Raw genomic sequence first — 14,256 nt, 5'->3', positions numbered from 1 at the left:
TTATTATATTTGCGGAGTAACTATAACTAATTGTTATGTTTAAGTGTAAATTTTGGATTGGTTTTTTATTGGTCGTATATGTGTTAACTATTTTGTTTCAATGCAATGGTTATGCAGATATTGCCGATGCCCTTAAATCCATAATTTTACCTGTTATTGCTTTTATTTATTTTTTAAACGTAAAAAAGCGCACCTTGTTTTTTTCGCTGTTCCTTATTTTATATTCCCTATCCGATTTAATGGTTTTCATAGAACCTTTTATATCTTATTACGTTAGTTATTATTTTGGAAACTTGCTGTATATTCTTGGTTATTTGTTCCTTTTCTTGGAAATAAGTAAATCCATTTCTTTCTTGGCCGTGATAAAAAACTATAAGATCCATTTGATGGTTCTTATTTTCTTAAATGTTTATATAGGGTATGTTTTGCAGGCGGTTGTGAATCCGTATGTTGAAAAAACCAATGAATACTATATTGAGATTGTTTATAATGTAGTGATGTTGGCCTTATTGTCGGTTTCGCTACTTAATTATTTTTACAGAGATAATGTCAAGGCACTTTATTTGTTTTTTGGCTCTATATGCATCGTGTTTGCCGAAGTTATTTGGGTGGCATACACCTATATTTCCGAAAGAAGTTTGCTTAGTGTCTTATCAACTTCCTTATACCTGGCTGCTTATTATTTTTATTACAAGCAATCAAAACTTGAGAATGAGAATACCCATGAATCAGACATGCTTCTAAGTTAATTTTTCAGATTGTTTTTATTGAAATAATCAACTCCAAAAGGGTTGCATCCTATAATTCCTTCATATAATTTACTAAACCGTATTATTTTATCGATAAAAAGTAAAATTTAACGTTGAAATTAAAAAATATTTTTATATTTGATTCAACCTACTTATGTTAATATTGTGAAAACCTGGTTTAAACTTACTTTTAAGAAAGTATTTTTAGGGGCGTTGATACTGCTTATTGGTTTAAATGCCCTAGGATATTTTATGCAAGATGCGCTCATGGTGCAAACTATTGGCCCTCTTTGCGTTCCTGTATTTTTAATTTTCTATTTTGTGAAATATAAAGCCTTGGGATTTGCGTTTATTTCCTTTTTGGTATTTACTTTTTTTGGCGATGTTTCTTTTTTGTTCTTTTCAGATGATACCCTTGTTCAGGCATCGAGTGTATTGTATTTATTGAGCTATTTGTTTTTGTTAATTATGGTATTGCCCCATTTTAAACTTTTTGAGGTCGATAAATGGGTGGGTACCTATTTGTTGGTCGTTTTTTTTATAGCCTTGTACTTTTTATACGTTTTTTATGGAATTTTACAAGCAATGTCATTAAATCCCGCAGAAGTACTCTTGTTTGGTGTTAGAAACCTGATGCTTATTGTGTTGGCCTTTATATCGTTTGGGGTGTTTTTAAATACCCAATCTAAACAATCTGCACTGTTTTTAACGGCGGTTATATTTTTTGGGCTTGCGGTAGTAATAAGGTATATAAACTTATACTATTTATTCGACTGGCGCTTTGAGTTGCTGCAACGTGTTATGTATGCCATAGCGCTTTTCGTTATGTTTAAGTATGTAATGGTTAGACGCCCGATCAAGAAAAAACCAAAGGCCATCCAATTGAACGAACGCTACCCTTCCGATACGGTTTTGTCTTAAACAACGATGGCTGTTCCGTTAGAGGATTTGTTTTTGAGCGTGTCAAAATAAAAATCGATTCTTCCCAAATTAATACCATAGCAACCAACCTGATTCACCAGCATGGTTTTATCGATACTATTTTTAACTAGGGTGGGTTTTGGCAAAAAGGTATGGGTATGGCCCCCAATAATCAAATCGATATCTTTGGTTAAGGCAGCCAGTTTTAAATCGCTTATTTTTTCAGGATTATTTTTATAGGTATAGCCCATGTGCGAGAGGCAAATAACCAAATCGCATTTTTCCTGTATTTTCAAGATACGCGTCATTTCTTGGGCCATTTCAACCGGATCTAAATATTTGGTTTCTTTGTACATGGCAGGGTCCACCAACCCGTTAAGCTCAATGCCCAATCCAAAAACGCCAATTTTAATTCCATCCATTTTAAACAGTTTGTACGGTTTGGTATGCGTATCCAAAATGGTATTCGAGAAATCGTAATTAGAAATAATAAAATCAAATTTAGCATGTGGCAGTTGGGCATATAAACCATCGATAGCATTATCAAAATCATGGTTTCCTATGGTTGCTGCATCATATTTTAGCATGCTCATCAGTTTAAATTCCAGTTCGCCACCATAATAATTAAAATAGGGTGTGCCTTGAAAAATATCGCCAGCATCCAACAGCAGGGTGTTTGGGTTTTCGTTTCTAATAGTTTCAATTAAACGCGCACGTCTTGCAACTCCGCCCATATTGGCATTTCTCCCGTCTTCGGCCCCAAATGGGTCAATATGGCTGTGCACATCATTTGTGTGGAGAATGGTTATTTTGGTAGTTTTGGGAATGGATGTAAACGATTGCAGCCCAAGACTGCCCATGCTTACCAATGCAGCAGTGGCCGATGCTTGTTGGATAAAATCTCTGCGTTTCATGTTGTGGGTTTTGGGTTGTTTGGTTGTTAAGTTATTAGGTTATTGAGTTATTGGGTTATTCTTTATTCGGTTATGCCTAAATAACTTAGTAACCCAATAACCCTTTCTCACAAGTTTACTGTAACTGAATAAAACGATCGTCAATTACAGGATTTATCGTATCAACTTTTTTAAAGTTATCAATTAAGGCATTTCGTATTTTGTAGTTTAAAACAAACAAACCTTCATTGGGCTTGAAAAACGTCATATCATCACCACCGTTATATAAATAATCGTTGGTTGCAACGAAGTAGGTTTTATTGGCATCAATTTTTTCACCGTTGATGGTAGCATCAACAACATTAAAATTTTTATCGATTGAAAGTTTTAATTTTGAAATGGGATGCGCCGTTTTTGCCTTGCTTAAATAATGGGTCAAACTATCAACTTGCGCTCCTTTAAGTGCCACTACAACAATGCTATTCTCAAAAGGCATCAATTCAAAGGCGGTTCGTGTGGTAATGTTGCCTTTTGAAATTATGGAGCGGATACCGCCATGGTTTAAAACAACCATATCAATGTTATGGCCCGTTCTACTTTTAAAAATGGGGTTGGCTTCATCAAAAACCGCATCGGCCATAAAATTGCCTAAAGCCGAATTAAACTTCCCATCAGATTTTGAGTAGGTTTTAGGGGCATAGGCCAAAATACTGCCCAAATCTTTTTCTATATGAGCGCGGTAGGGGGCTATAAAAGCTTCTATTTCAGCGTTTTCAGATAATGAATCGGTAACAGGAATTTGTTTGCCCTCAATTTTGGCAATGTATTCTTTAGGTTGCTTGCAGTTAAAAAACAGTGATATAAATAACAAATAAATTAAATATGTAAACCTCATATTTTTAATAGATTTTTTGAATGTACTTTTGTTACCTTTGCGGAAAGTATAAAGGTAAATGATTTTAAAGGGTTTTAAGCAAAAATCAATTAAAAAATACATCAATAAATTGTTGTCTGAAGATCAATTAAGGGTTGCAGACGGCAAGATCGAGCGTTTGGGGATTGTCTTCAATTTAGATGAAATTGACGATTTTGAAAGGTTCAAGGAATTATCAAACGGGTTGAAAGTGCATCCAAATAAACTCAACATTATCGCCTTTTCATCAAAAAAAGAAGAAATACTTAAATCTTGGGAAATTTGTTATAATCCGAAAGATATTGGCTGGAACGGTACCATTCACAATAGCGAGCTTCAAACATTTTTGAACACCGAGTTTGATGCTTTAATAAGTTATTATGAAAAAGAAGTAGCCGAAATGAAGTTGATCACCGCCCTTTCAAAAGCAAGGTTCAAGATTGGTATCTTGCAAACCGATGAGCGCTTGAACGATTTGATAATAAAAACCAGCATACATGAATTTAACGTATTTAAAACCGAAATTTTTAAATACCTAACTATATTAAACAAAATTAAAAATGAATAGTAAGTTTCTAGGAACCGGGGTAGCACTGGTTACACCATTTAACGCAGATTTAAGCGTGGACCACGATGCTTTGGCAAATATTGTTAATTTCAATATTGAAAATGGTGTGGAATATCTTGTAATATGTGGCACTACCGCTGAAAGTGTAACCATAACAAAACAAGAAAAGAAAGCGGTTATTGAAACCATTGCCAAAGCAAACAAGGGGCGGGTGCCCATGGTTTTGGGTATTGGTGGCAACAATACGGCCCTGGTTATAGAAGAGATAAAATCAACCGATTTAAGCAACATCGATGCCATTTTATCGGTGTCGCCATATTATAGTAAACCAACGCAAGAAGGTATTTATCAGCACTTTAAGGCCATAGCCGAAGCGTCGCCAATTGACCTGATTTTATACAACGTCCCTGGGCGTACCTCACGAAACATCGAGCCACAAACCACCTTGCGATTGGCAAACGACTTTAACAACATAATTGGTGTCAAGGAAGCGGGCAATAATGTAGCGCAGTATTTACAATTGATTAAGAACAAACCAACCGATTTTTTAATTATTTCGGGCGATGACGATTTGGCCTTGGGCATCGTACTTGCAGGGGGTGCGGGCGTTATTTCGGTAATTGGGCAAGCGTTTCCCAAAGAATTTTCAGAAATGATTCGTTTAGGCTTGAAAGGCGATGCCAAAGCGGCCTACAAATTGCATTTCAGGCTCATGGACGTTATTGGTTACATTTTTGAGGAAAATAATCCAGCAGGCATCAAAGGGGTTTTTGAGGCGTTGGGCTTCTGTCGCGATAGCGTGCGGTTGCCTTTAGTGCCGGCTTCCAACCAACTTAAAGAAAAAATTAAAACATTTGTAAATAAGTTTTAGTACTGTTAAATATTACTTAATCCTGATGATGGCTGTATTTAAGCCTTTATTTTAGCGGTAAAATAATATTTTTAAAATCCATATTATTAACTTAATTTTGCATCCTGTTTTAAAACTATGAAAAGATTTCTTTACATATTATTAACCTGCACACTTTTAGCCTCTTGTAGCCAATATCAAAAAGTCTTGAAAAACGAAGATATTGCCGCAAAATTCAAAATGGGTGAAGACCTTTATAATGAGGGCAAATTTGCAAAGGCCAATAAGCTTTTTGCACAAATAGTGCCCAATTACCGGGGCAAGCCACAGGCCGAAAAGTTAATGTACCTCTATTCAAATTCATTTTTTAAAATGAAGGAATATTATACGGCAGGCTACCAGTTTGAGCGTTTTGCATCCAGTTACCCAAAAAGCGAAAAATTGGAAGAAGCCTCTTTTTTAAGTGCCAAAAGCTACTACATGCTGTCGCCCACTTATAGCAAGGACCAAAAGGAAACCAAGGAGGCCATTGAAAAACTTCAAAATTTCATCAACCAATTTCCAGAATCTGAATATTTACCAGAAGCGAACAAATTGGTAAAGGAGCTGGATTATAAATTGGAAAAAAAGGCTTTTGAAATAGCCAAACAGTACAACACCATTTCCGATTTTCCGGCGTCTGTGAAATCCTTTGATAATTTCATGTTCGATTTCCCGGGTTCAACCCTTCGTGAGGAAGCCTTATATTACCGCTTTGATTCTGCTTACAAATTGGCAATCAATAGTGTAGAATATAAAAATACGCCCACAGGTGTCATCCACATAAAAAAAGACCGTTTAAAAGAGGCCAAAGAATTTTACGATGCCTTTAAAAAAGCCTATGCCAATTCAAAACATATTGAAGAAGTTGATAAAATGGCGGTTGTCTTGAACGAAGAATTACAAAAATACAGCACTAAAAGTTAAATAATAATCACAATGGATTTAAAAAAAACCAATGCCCCTGTTAATACCATCACGTACGACAGAAACCAAATTGACGAACCAACAGATAATATCTACGAGTCAATTTCAATCATTGCAAGACGTGCGGAACAAATTAACACTGAGATTAAAAAAGAACTGATTGATAAGTTGGAAGAATTTGCAACCTATAACGATAGTTTAGAGGAAATCTTTGAAAACAAAGAGCAAATTGAGGTTTCTAAATTTTACGAAAAATTACCAAAACCGCATGCATTAGCGGTACAAGAATGGCTTACCGATAAAATTTATTTTAGAAATACTGAGGAAGATAATCAGTAAAAATTTCTCAAAATGTCAATACTAAGCGGCAAAAACATACTATTGGGCATCACTGGTGGTATTGCCGCTTATAAAACGGCTTCCCTTGTAAGGTTATTTGTTAAGGCGGGCGCGCACATTAAAGTGGTAATGACGCCCTCTTCTAAGGAATTTGTAACACCGCTAACCTTATCAACCCTTTCAAAAAATCCTGTTTATTCGTCTTTTGTAAATGAAGATGAAGATAATGCCGTTTGGAACAATCATGTCGATTTGGGCCTTTGGGCAGATTTGTTCATCATCGCTCCGGCAACCGCAAATACGTTAGCTAAAATGGCAAATGGCGTTTGCGATAACTTATTGTTGGCCACGTATTTATCGGCTAAGTGTCCTGTTTATTTTGCACCTGCCATGGATTTGGATATGTACTTGCACGAAAGTACATTGCATTCTTTTCAAGTTTTAAAAAGCTACGGAAATATCATGATTCCCGCAACCAGTGGCGAACTGGCAAGCGGTTTGGTAGGCGAGGGTAGAATGGCTGAACCTGAAGATATCCTAACTTTTATTGAAAACGATATTTTAGATAAATTACCCTTAAAAGGAAAAAAAGTACTCATCACCGCAGGCCCAACTTATGAAGCTATCGATCCTGTGCGCTTTATTGGCAATCATTCCAGCGGAAAAATGGGTTTTGAAATTGCCAAGGCTTCGGCAAATTTAGGGGCCGAGGTTATTTTGATTACCGGACCAACACATGAAAAAATAACGCACAGTCTTATAAACGTTATTTCTGTTGTTAGTGCAGAGGCTATGTTCAACGAAGTTCACAACTACTTTAAAAACGTTGATATTGCCATACTTTCCGCCGCAGTGGCCGATTTTAAGCCAAAAGAAATCGCTTCCCAAAAAATAAAAAAGAACACAGAAACGTTTACTTTAGAGCTGGTTAAAACCAAGGATATTTTAGCGTCGTTGGGCGCCATCAAAACCAAACAGTACCTGGTTGGCTTTGCTTTGGAAACCACAAACGAACTTAAGAATGCAAAAGAAAAACTAAAAAGAAAGAATTTAAATTTAATTGTCTTAAATTCGTTAAATGATGAAGGTGCAGGATTTAAGGGCGACACCAATAAAGTTACTTTTATTGATGATGAGGATACCGTAACCGAATACCAACTAAAATCGAAGGCAGCCGTTGCTTCCGATTTGTTAAATAAAATTATAGAAAACATTCATGCGTAATAGCTTCATACTTTTATTTTTTTGCTTTGGGATCCTAGGATTTTCCCAAGAACTTAACTGCAATGTGCTGGTAAATGCCCAACAAACAGGCGATGAAAACCTGCCTATCTTTAAAACCCTTCAAAAGCAATTAAACGAGTTTGTTAATAATACCAAATGGACCAATAAAACGTTTTCTTCGCAAGAACGTATCGACTGCAGCATGGTAATCAATGTGGTGGGTTATAGCGGCGAATCATTCCAGGCATCGTTGCAAGTACAATCTTCACGTCCTGTTTATGGGTCTTCGTTCACAACGCCTATATATAATTTCAACGATAAGGATTTTAATTTTAAATATCTGGAATTTCAAAATTTAACCTTCAACCCAACGCAGTACGAATCAAATTTAGTCTCTGTTTTGGCATTTCACGTTTATATGGTTTTAGGTTTGGATGCCGATACGTTTTCAGAAAACGGCGGTGAAGCCTATTTTAAACAGGCACAAACCATTGCAAATTATTCACAACAGGAAAATTATAAGGGTTGGAAACTTGCCGATGGGTTACAAAGCAGGTTTGCACTTATAGACAATTTGTTGTCGCCTACCTTTAAGGAATTTAGGCAAGTTATGTACAGCTACCACCGACAAGGTTTGGATGCCATGAGCAACAACGTAAAAGAAGGAAAAGAACAAATTGCCACAGCCCTAAAACAGTTTCAGGCCATGAACAGTCGTAGGCCAAATTCCTTTTTAATCCGTACTTTTTTTGATGCCAAAGCCGATGAAATTGAACAGATTTTTAGCGACGGCCCCAATGTGAACATTGCCAGCGTAAAGGAAACACTTCAAAAAGTGGCCCCCATGCACAGCAGCAAATGGCAAAATATCAAGTTTTAGTTTATTCTTTAAAGTTTCTAATAAAAATAGTTTTATAGAATATAGTTTTTAGTTGTAAGTAATTTAAAAACTCGTTAATGAAATTAAAAATAATTGTTAGTGTTGTATTCTTTTTAACTTTTTTGAACCACAGCGCTCAGAATATAAATCAACCCAAAGAAAACTTAATTGGAAGATGGAAATTTATCAAAATGATTGATGAAAATGGAAAAAAATTAAATCCAGATATCAGTTTAACTAAAAATAGCCCAAAATTTAAAATTAAGTTTCCCGACGTGATATATAAAGAAAATGGGGAAATAATAATACACCCTGACCATAAAAGCCCACTTGATGGAAACTGGAAATGGATATCTGACACAAAAATTGTAATTAACCCAAAAGACCAAGATTTTGGAAAAGATACCGTTCAAATCGAATTGATTAAAAATATGAAGATGAAATTCTACAGAAAAGGAGAACCCTTTATTAGAATTTATAAAAAGAAATAAAAAAACTACTTACAACACCGTATAAAAAAAATTGCTAGTTTTAGCTAAACCAAAGTTAGTTGCTCGTTTGCTAGCTTCTGATTTTCCTTCGGAAAATCCTCGCACACAAACACGCAACTTTCCTTATACATAAACGATAACCCAACACCCAAAAACGAACGCTCAACAACCATCCCCAAAAACATGCTAACATCCCTTTCCATAAAAAACTATGCTTTAATTGATAACCTTCAAGTCGATTTTAACGACGGTTTTTCAATTATTACCGGTGAAACGGGCGCTGGAAAGTCCATTCTACTGGGTGGTTTATCATTGATTCTGGGGAAACGTGCCGATTTAAGCAGTTTAAAGGATACCGAACAAAAGTGTGTTATCGAAGCGGTTTTTGATATAAAGAACTACAAATTGGAAGCACTTTTTAAGGCCGAGGATTTTGATTATGAACATCAAACCATCATCCGTCGCGAAATCTTGCCTTCCGGAAAATCGCGCGCCTTTGTAAACGATTCCCCGGTAAATTTAAACAGTTTGCAATTATTGGGCGAGCGGTTAATCGACATCCACTCCCAACACGAAACCTTGCAGTTAACCAGCAACGAATTTCAGTTCCAAATTATTGATGCTTTGGCCGATAACGAGGCAGTACTTCAAACGTATAAAACCGAATTAAAAGCATACAAATCCTTAAATAAGGAACTGCAAGAGTTATTGAATTTTCAATCGGAAGCCATTAAGGAACACGATTACAATACTTTTTTGTTGAATGAACTCACCGAAGCCAATTTGGTTGAGGGCGAACTGGAATTGCTTGAAGAAGAATATGGAACCCTAAACAATATTGAAGGTATCAAAGAAAAACTTTCCGAAGCTTACCAATTGTTGAATGAAGAAAGCATCGGAATATTAGCAACTCTAACATTACTAAAAAGCACCCTTCAAAAGCTTGCAACCTTATCTTCAAAATACGAAGATTTATTTAATCGCGTTAACAGCAGTTTGATTGAAATGGATGATGTTTATGCCGAAGTTGATGTTTTGCAGGATACCCTAGAAGCCGATCCAAACCGATTGGCAACGGTGGACGCAAAGTTGCGTTTGCTCCACAATTTAATGCACAAGCACGCTGCCAGCACAGTTACAGAACTGATAGATATTAAAAATAAATTACAGGAAAAAGTGTTGCTTACCGAGAATTTGGATGCCTCCATTGATGCCAAACGTTTGGAAATTGAAGCCAAAACGGGCATTTTAAACAGCATTTCAAAAGAAATCCATAGCAAAAGAACCAAAATCATTCCCGAATTAAAGGCGCAATTGGAAACAATTCTGGCAAGTTTAGGCATGCCCAACGCGCAATTTAAAATAGAGCTTGTTTATGGCGATGCTTTTTTGCCTAACGGAAAAGACGATTTAACGTTTTTGTTTTCAGCCAATAAAGGAGGCCATTTTAACGACCTTAAAAAAGCGGCTTCAGGGGGCGAATTATCGCGTATCATGCTGGCCATAAAATCGGTTTTAGCCAAATACATCCAGTTGCCAACCATCATGTTTGATGAAATTGACACGGGTGTTTCGGGCGAAATATCGAATAAAATGGGCGACATCATGTTGCAAATGAGTAAGACCATGCAGGTATTCTCTATCACACATCTACCGCAAATCGCAGCAAAAGGCCATACCCATTTTAAGGTGTTCAAGGAAGATGTAAATAACGTAACACAAACCAATTTGATAAAATTAAACCACGACGAGCGCATCGTGGAAATTGCGCAAATGTTGGGCGGATTGGAAATGTCGGCTTCTGCCATTGCTCATGCTAAGGAATTATTGAACTGAAAAGTTTTTAAAGTTTCAAGTTTAAAAGTGTAAAGTTTATTACTTTTGTCCATTAATAAGTTAAGTAGGTTGTCGTGGAGTTTTTAAGTCGAAATTTTAATGAAACCAAAAAACTAAACAACAAACAACAAACAACTAACAAAAATAAATATGTCATATAATTTACTAAAAGGAAAAAAAGGAATCATTTTCGGAGCGTTGGACTCAAACTCAATTGCTTGGAAAACCGCAGAGCGTGTTCATGAAGAAGGCGGACAGTTTGTTTTAACCAACGCACCCGTAGCGATGCGAATGGGACAAATAAATGAATTGGCCCAAAAAACAGGTTCAAAAATCATTCCTGCCGATGCAACTTCTATTGAAGATTTGGAAAATTTGGTAAAACAATCCATGGAAATTCTAGGTGGTAAAATCGATTTTGTGCTTCATTCCATAGGCATGTCCATTAACGTTAGAAAAGGACAACATTATACCGACCAAAACTATGAATGGACCCAGAAAGGCACCGATGTTTCGGCCATGTCTTTTCACAAAGTGATGCAAACCTTGTATAAAGCCGATGCCATGAACGAGTGGGGCAGCATTGTGGCGTTAAGTTATATGGCAGCACAACGCGTGTTTCCAGATTACAACGATATGGCCGACAATAAAGCGTATTTAGAAAGTGTGGCGCGCAGTTTTGGCTACTTTTTTGGCCGCGATAAAAAAGTGCGTGTCAATACCATTTCACAATCGCCTACACCAACAACGGCGGGCAGTGGCGTAAAAGGTTTTGATGGCTTTATTGCCTATGCCGATAAAATGTCGCCACTTGGCAATGCAACAGCTTTGGATTGCGCAAACTACACCGTAACCCTGTTCAGCGATTTAACCAAACGTGTTACCTTGCAAAACCTATATAACGATGGCGGTTTTAGCAACATGGGCGTTAGCAACGAGGTTATGGAAGCATTTATGGAAAAACAATAACTAAGGCAATATCACCGGGTTCAAAAAACCGACCAGATTAAAAATTTAGAAACATAGCCACTTGTATCAGGTGGCTTTTTTGTTTGGATTGGTTACATTTGTGTTATGCAACTTCAATTTTCATTCATCATCCCCGTTTTTAATCGTCCAGACGAGATCCAGGAGCTTTTGCAAAGTTTTGAAGACTTGAAAACAGCAACCAAATATGAAATTGTTATTGTTGAAGATGGCTCGACCAAGGTTTCAAAACAGGCAATCGAACCGTTTTTGGGCAAACTTGATATTGCTTATTATTTTAAGGAAAATTCAGGACCCGGCGATTCCAGAAATTTTGGGATGAAACAGGCCAAAGGGAATTACTTCCTTATTTTGGATTCGGATTGTTTGCTTCCCGAAAATTATTTGTTGGAAGTTGAAAAAAGCCTAACCAAGAATTTTGTGGATTGTTTTGGAGGGCCAGATGCGGCACATCCATCGTTTAGCAAATTACAAAAAGCCATCAATTTCTCGATGACGTCGCTTATAACCACGGGTGGCATCCGGGGCAATAAAAATAGCGTTGATAGGTTTCAACCCCGAAGTTTTAATATGGGTATTTCCAAGGCTGCGTTTTTGGCATCGGGTGGTTTTGGCACCATTCACCCCGGTGAAGACCCCGATTTATCCATCCGCCTTTGGAATTTAGGCTATAAAACAGCCTTGATTCCTGAAGCTTTTGTGTACCATAAACGGCGGGTTTCTTGGAACAATTTTTATAAGCAAGTGTATAAGTTTGGTTTGGTGCGCCCTATTTTAAACCAGTGGCATCCCGAAACTAAAAAAATAACCTATTGGTTTCCTACTTTGTTTAGTTTAGGGTTTTTACTGGCAATGGGGTTGCTTTTTTTTAATATAAAGCTATTATTTTTACTTTATGTCCTTTATTTTGGTGTAGCGTTTTTAGTGGCTCTATTTTCAACTAAAAGCATTGCCGTTTCGTTGTTTGCATTGGTGGCAATAATGATACAGTTTTTTGGCTATGGCTACGGGTTTTTAAAATCATCATTCGCCATTGGCCTATTAAAAAAGAATCCTGAAACGTATTTTCCAAGGTTATTTTTCAAATAATGTTCAAAAAATTAAGATTAGACATACTCGCTTCCATTAAAAATAAAAAGATAAATGTGTTTATTTTATTTTTGCTGCTGTCGTTTATCATCTTATTATTTACCAAACTTTCAAAAAGTTATACCAAAACCATCGCTTTTAACATTGAAAAAGTAAATGTGCCCCAAGAAGATGTTATTTTAAACGATTCCACAGCATTATATATTACCTTAAAAACAAGTGGGTTTAAATGGCTTACCTATTATTTTTCAAAACCAAAAATAAAAATTGATTTCAGTAAGGACGTTCATAACCAAGACTCGGTTTTTATTTGGAACAAATCTATGGCCTTTCTAGAGAACACCCAATTTGGCAGCCAAGTGCAATTACTCAATATAACGCCGGAAACCTTGGTTTTTAGGTATGGTATCAATATGGTAAAAAAAGTGCCCGTTGTACTACATTCCGATATTAAATTCAGTGCCGGCTACGATGTGTCGAAACCCTTTGTGCTTCAACCCGATTCGGTGGTGGTGGTGGGGCCAAAAAACAGGGTGTCCAGCATAAACAGCGTCGTTACCCAATACTTGGCCTTGTCGAACATACGAACCAATATATCAGAAACCGTTAAGCTCAAGCTTCCAAAAAAAAATAAGGACCTCACCTTTTCAAATACCGAGGTGGTATTGAAGGCAGTTGTTGAAAAATTTACCGAAGGGACCTTAAAAATACCGGTAAGCATCATCAATGTTCCAGAAACGATTACCCTAAAATATTTTCCTAAAGAGGTAAATGTATCGTATTATGTGAGTTTGGACGATTATAAAACCATTTCCCCTACCGATTTTAAGGTGGTGTGCGATTTCGGAAAGGTTATTGGCAACCAATCGGTACTGGTGCCCGAACTGGTGAAGGTTCCAAAAAATGTTAAAAATGCTACCATAAGTCAAAAACGCATCGAGTTTATAATTATAGAATGAAAATAGTAGGGTTAACAGGAGGTATAGGAAGCGGTAAAACAACCGTTGCAAAACAGTTCATGGGGTTGGGCATTCCGGTTTATATAGCCGATGAAGAAGCCAAAAAATTAATGGCCACTTCAAAGATTATACAACGAAAACTTATTCAATTATTTGGAAATGAAGCTTATATGAATAATCAATTAAATAAGCCTTACATTGCAAACATCATTTTTAACGATAAAACCTATCTGCAAAAAATGAACGCCATCGTACATCCAAAAGTGGCGCAACATTTTAAAAAATGGGTGTTAAAGCAAACGTCGCCATACATTATTAAAGAAGTTGCCATTTTATTTGAAAACGGTGGGCACCAACAATGCGATTATGTTATTACGGTTACAGCACCCTTAAAACTGCGTATGGAACGCGTTTTAAAACGGGACAATACAACCAAAGAAAACGTGGAAGCCATTGTTAAAAACCAATGGACCGATGCCGAAAAAGTAAAACGCTCGCACTTTGTGATTACAAATACAGACCTTGAAAGCACTAAAAACCAAGTTGTTAAAATTCATAACCAAATTTTGAAATCGCTAGCATAACTCTTAA

General features: G+C 36.5%; 16 protein-coding genes. 14 read left to right on the top strand and 2 right to left on the bottom strand.

Going from position 1 to position 14,256, the window contains the following annotated elements; all coding sequences use genetic code 11:
- The first annotated feature begins 35 nt into the window (after positions 1-35).
- Together GQO80_RS12765 and GQO80_RS12760 are read left to right on the top strand one after the other, a co-directional pair.
- Positions 36-749, top strand: coding sequence for a hypothetical protein (locus GQO80_RS12765; protein ID WP_157208754.1), 714 nt, complete (start codon positions 36-38; stop codon positions 747-749).
- A gap of 165 nt (positions 750-914) precedes the next feature.
- On the top strand, positions 915-1,670 hold the full coding sequence (locus tag GQO80_RS12760; RefSeq protein WP_157208753.1) for a hypothetical protein: 756 nt from the start codon (positions 915-917) through the stop codon (positions 1,668-1,670).
- Here the strand turns inward: GQO80_RS12760 and GQO80_RS12755 are convergent.
- Positions 1,667-2,584 (bottom strand): bifunctional metallophosphatase/5'-nucleotidase, encoded by a 918-nt coding sequence (locus GQO80_RS12755; RefSeq protein ID WP_157208752.1) that lies wholly within the window; start codon positions 2,582-2,584, stop codon positions 1,667-1,669. The two genes, GQO80_RS12760 and GQO80_RS12755, sit on opposite strands and share 4 nt — an antisense overlap.
- 115 nt (positions 2,585-2,699) lie before the next feature.
- A complete protein-coding gene (locus tag GQO80_RS12750; RefSeq protein WP_157208751.1) occupies positions 2,700-3,458 on the bottom strand; it encodes a 5'-nucleotidase C-terminal domain-containing protein in 759 nt (252 codons plus the stop codon).
- A 58-nt stretch (positions 3,459-3,516) separates the two neighbouring features.
- Between GQO80_RS12750 and GQO80_RS12745 the strand changes: the two genes are divergently transcribed.
- The 12 genes from GQO80_RS12745 to coaE all read left to right on the top strand — a co-directional run bounded on the left by GQO80_RS12745 (position 3,517) and on the right by coaE (position 14,249).
- Positions 3,517-4,044 (top strand): DUF6913 domain-containing protein, encoded by a 528-nt coding sequence (locus tag GQO80_RS12745; RefSeq protein ID WP_157208750.1) that lies wholly within the window; start codon positions 3,517-3,519, stop codon positions 4,042-4,044.
- On the top strand, positions 4,037-4,915 hold the full coding sequence (dapA, locus tag GQO80_RS12740) for a 4-hydroxy-tetrahydrodipicolinate synthase (protein ID WP_157208749.1): 879 nt from the start codon (positions 4,037-4,039) through the stop codon (positions 4,913-4,915). Before GQO80_RS12745 ends, dapA begins: the two co-directional genes overlap by 8 nt.
- A 117-nt stretch (positions 4,916-5,032) precedes the next feature.
- Positions 5,033-5,860 carry an outer membrane protein assembly factor BamD gene (locus GQO80_RS12735; RefSeq protein WP_157208748.1) on the top strand — a complete coding sequence of 276 codons (828 nt, stop codon included), beginning with the start codon at positions 5,033-5,035 and terminating at the stop codon, positions 5,858-5,860.
- A gap of 12 nt (positions 5,861-5,872) precedes the next feature.
- Positions 5,873-6,199, top strand: coding sequence for a DNA-directed RNA polymerase subunit omega (locus GQO80_RS12730; RefSeq protein ID WP_117179176.1), 327 nt, complete (start codon positions 5,873-5,875; stop codon positions 6,197-6,199).
- Positions 6,200-6,211: 12 nt separating this feature from the next.
- On the top strand, positions 6,212-7,423 hold the full coding sequence (gene coaBC, locus GQO80_RS12725) for a bifunctional phosphopantothenoylcysteine decarboxylase/phosphopantothenate--cysteine ligase CoaBC (protein WP_157208747.1): 1,212 nt from the start codon (positions 6,212-6,214) through the stop codon (positions 7,421-7,423).
- A complete protein-coding gene (gene porD / locus GQO80_RS12720; RefSeq protein ID WP_157208746.1) occupies positions 7,416-8,303 on the top strand; it encodes a type IX secretion system protein PorD in 888 nt (295 codons plus the stop codon). Before coaBC ends, porD begins: the two co-directional genes overlap by 8 nt.
- Before the next feature lie 77 nt (positions 8,304-8,380).
- Positions 8,381-8,794: a hypothetical protein gene (locus GQO80_RS12715; protein ID WP_157208745.1), complete on the top strand. Its 414-nt coding sequence runs from the start codon at positions 8,381-8,383 to the stop codon at positions 8,792-8,794.
- A 183-nt stretch (positions 8,795-8,977) separates the two neighbouring features.
- Positions 8,978-10,630 carry a DNA repair protein RecN gene (recN, locus tag GQO80_RS12710; protein WP_157208744.1) on the top strand — a complete coding sequence of 551 codons (1,653 nt, stop codon included), beginning with the start codon at positions 8,978-8,980 and terminating at the stop codon, positions 10,628-10,630.
- Between the two features lie 150 nt (positions 10,631-10,780).
- Positions 10,781-11,599, top strand: a complete 819-nt coding sequence (locus tag GQO80_RS12705) for an enoyl-ACP reductase FabI (RefSeq protein WP_157208743.1) — start codon at positions 10,781-10,783, stop codon at positions 11,597-11,599.
- A gap of 105 nt (positions 11,600-11,704) precedes the next feature.
- A complete protein-coding gene (locus GQO80_RS12700) occupies positions 11,705-12,706 on the top strand; it encodes a glycosyltransferase (RefSeq protein ID WP_157208742.1) in 1,002 nt (333 codons plus the stop codon).
- On the top strand, positions 12,706-13,665 hold the full coding sequence (locus GQO80_RS12695) for a CdaR family protein (RefSeq protein ID WP_157208741.1): 960 nt from the start codon (positions 12,706-12,708) through the stop codon (positions 13,663-13,665). The genes GQO80_RS12700 and GQO80_RS12695 overlap by 1 nt, the downstream gene beginning before the upstream one ends.
- Positions 13,662-14,249 carry a dephospho-CoA kinase gene (coaE, locus tag GQO80_RS12690; RefSeq protein WP_157208740.1) on the top strand — a complete coding sequence of 196 codons (588 nt, stop codon included), beginning with the start codon at positions 13,662-13,664 and terminating at the stop codon, positions 14,247-14,249. The genes GQO80_RS12695 and coaE overlap by 4 nt, the downstream gene beginning before the upstream one ends.
- Positions 14,250-14,256: the final 7 nt, after the last annotated feature.

Origin of the sequence: Mariniflexile maritimum (assembly GCF_009746565.1) — a bacterium.
GTDB lineage: Bacteria > Bacteroidota > Bacteroidia > Flavobacteriales > Flavobacteriaceae > Mariniflexile > Mariniflexile maritimum.
The sequence above is the reverse complement of the archived record's forward strand: the minus strand, read 5'-3'. Positions and strand labels throughout refer to the sequence as shown.

Excerpts from the sequence above, each read along its gene's own strand:
- GQO80_RS12765 (WP_157208754.1), top strand. The coding sequence starts at position 36 with ATGTTTAAGTGTAAATTTTGGATTGGTTTTTTATTGGTCGTATATGTG.
- GQO80_RS12755 (WP_157208752.1), bottom strand. The coding sequence starts at position 2,584 with ATGAAACGCAGAGATTTTATCCAACAAGCATCGGCCACTGCTGCATTG.
- GQO80_RS12750 (WP_157208751.1), bottom strand. The coding sequence starts at position 3,458 with ATGAGGTTTACATATTTAATTTATTTGTTATTTATATCACTGTTTTTT.
- GQO80_RS12745 (WP_157208750.1), top strand. The coding sequence starts at position 3,517 with ATGATTTTAAAGGGTTTTAAGCAAAAATCAATTAAAAAATACATCAAT.
- dapA (WP_157208749.1), top strand. The coding sequence starts at position 4,037 with ATGAATAGTAAGTTTCTAGGAACCGGGGTAGCACTGGTTACACCATTT.
- GQO80_RS12735 (WP_157208748.1), top strand. The coding sequence starts at position 5,033 with ATGAAAAGATTTCTTTACATATTATTAACCTGCACACTTTTAGCCTCT.
- GQO80_RS12730 (WP_117179176.1), top strand. The coding sequence starts at position 5,873 with ATGGATTTAAAAAAAACCAATGCCCCTGTTAATACCATCACGTACGAC.
- coaBC (WP_157208747.1), top strand. The coding sequence starts at position 6,212 with ATGTCAATACTAAGCGGCAAAAACATACTATTGGGCATCACTGGTGGT.
- porD (WP_157208746.1), top strand. The coding sequence starts at position 7,416 with ATGCGTAATAGCTTCATACTTTTATTTTTTTGCTTTGGGATCCTAGGA.
- GQO80_RS12715 (WP_157208745.1), top strand. The coding sequence starts at position 8,381 with ATGAAATTAAAAATAATTGTTAGTGTTGTATTCTTTTTAACTTTTTTG.
- recN (WP_157208744.1), top strand. The coding sequence starts at position 8,978 with ATGCTAACATCCCTTTCCATAAAAAACTATGCTTTAATTGATAACCTT.
- GQO80_RS12705 (WP_157208743.1), top strand. The coding sequence starts at position 10,781 with ATGTCATATAATTTACTAAAAGGAAAAAAAGGAATCATTTTCGGAGCG.
- GQO80_RS12700 (WP_157208742.1), top strand. The coding sequence starts at position 11,705 with ATGCAACTTCAATTTTCATTCATCATCCCCGTTTTTAATCGTCCAGAC.
- GQO80_RS12695 (WP_157208741.1), top strand. The coding sequence starts at position 12,706 with ATGTTCAAAAAATTAAGATTAGACATACTCGCTTCCATTAAAAATAAA.
- coaE (WP_157208740.1), top strand. The coding sequence starts at position 13,662 with ATGAAAATAGTAGGGTTAACAGGAGGTATAGGAAGCGGTAAAACAACC.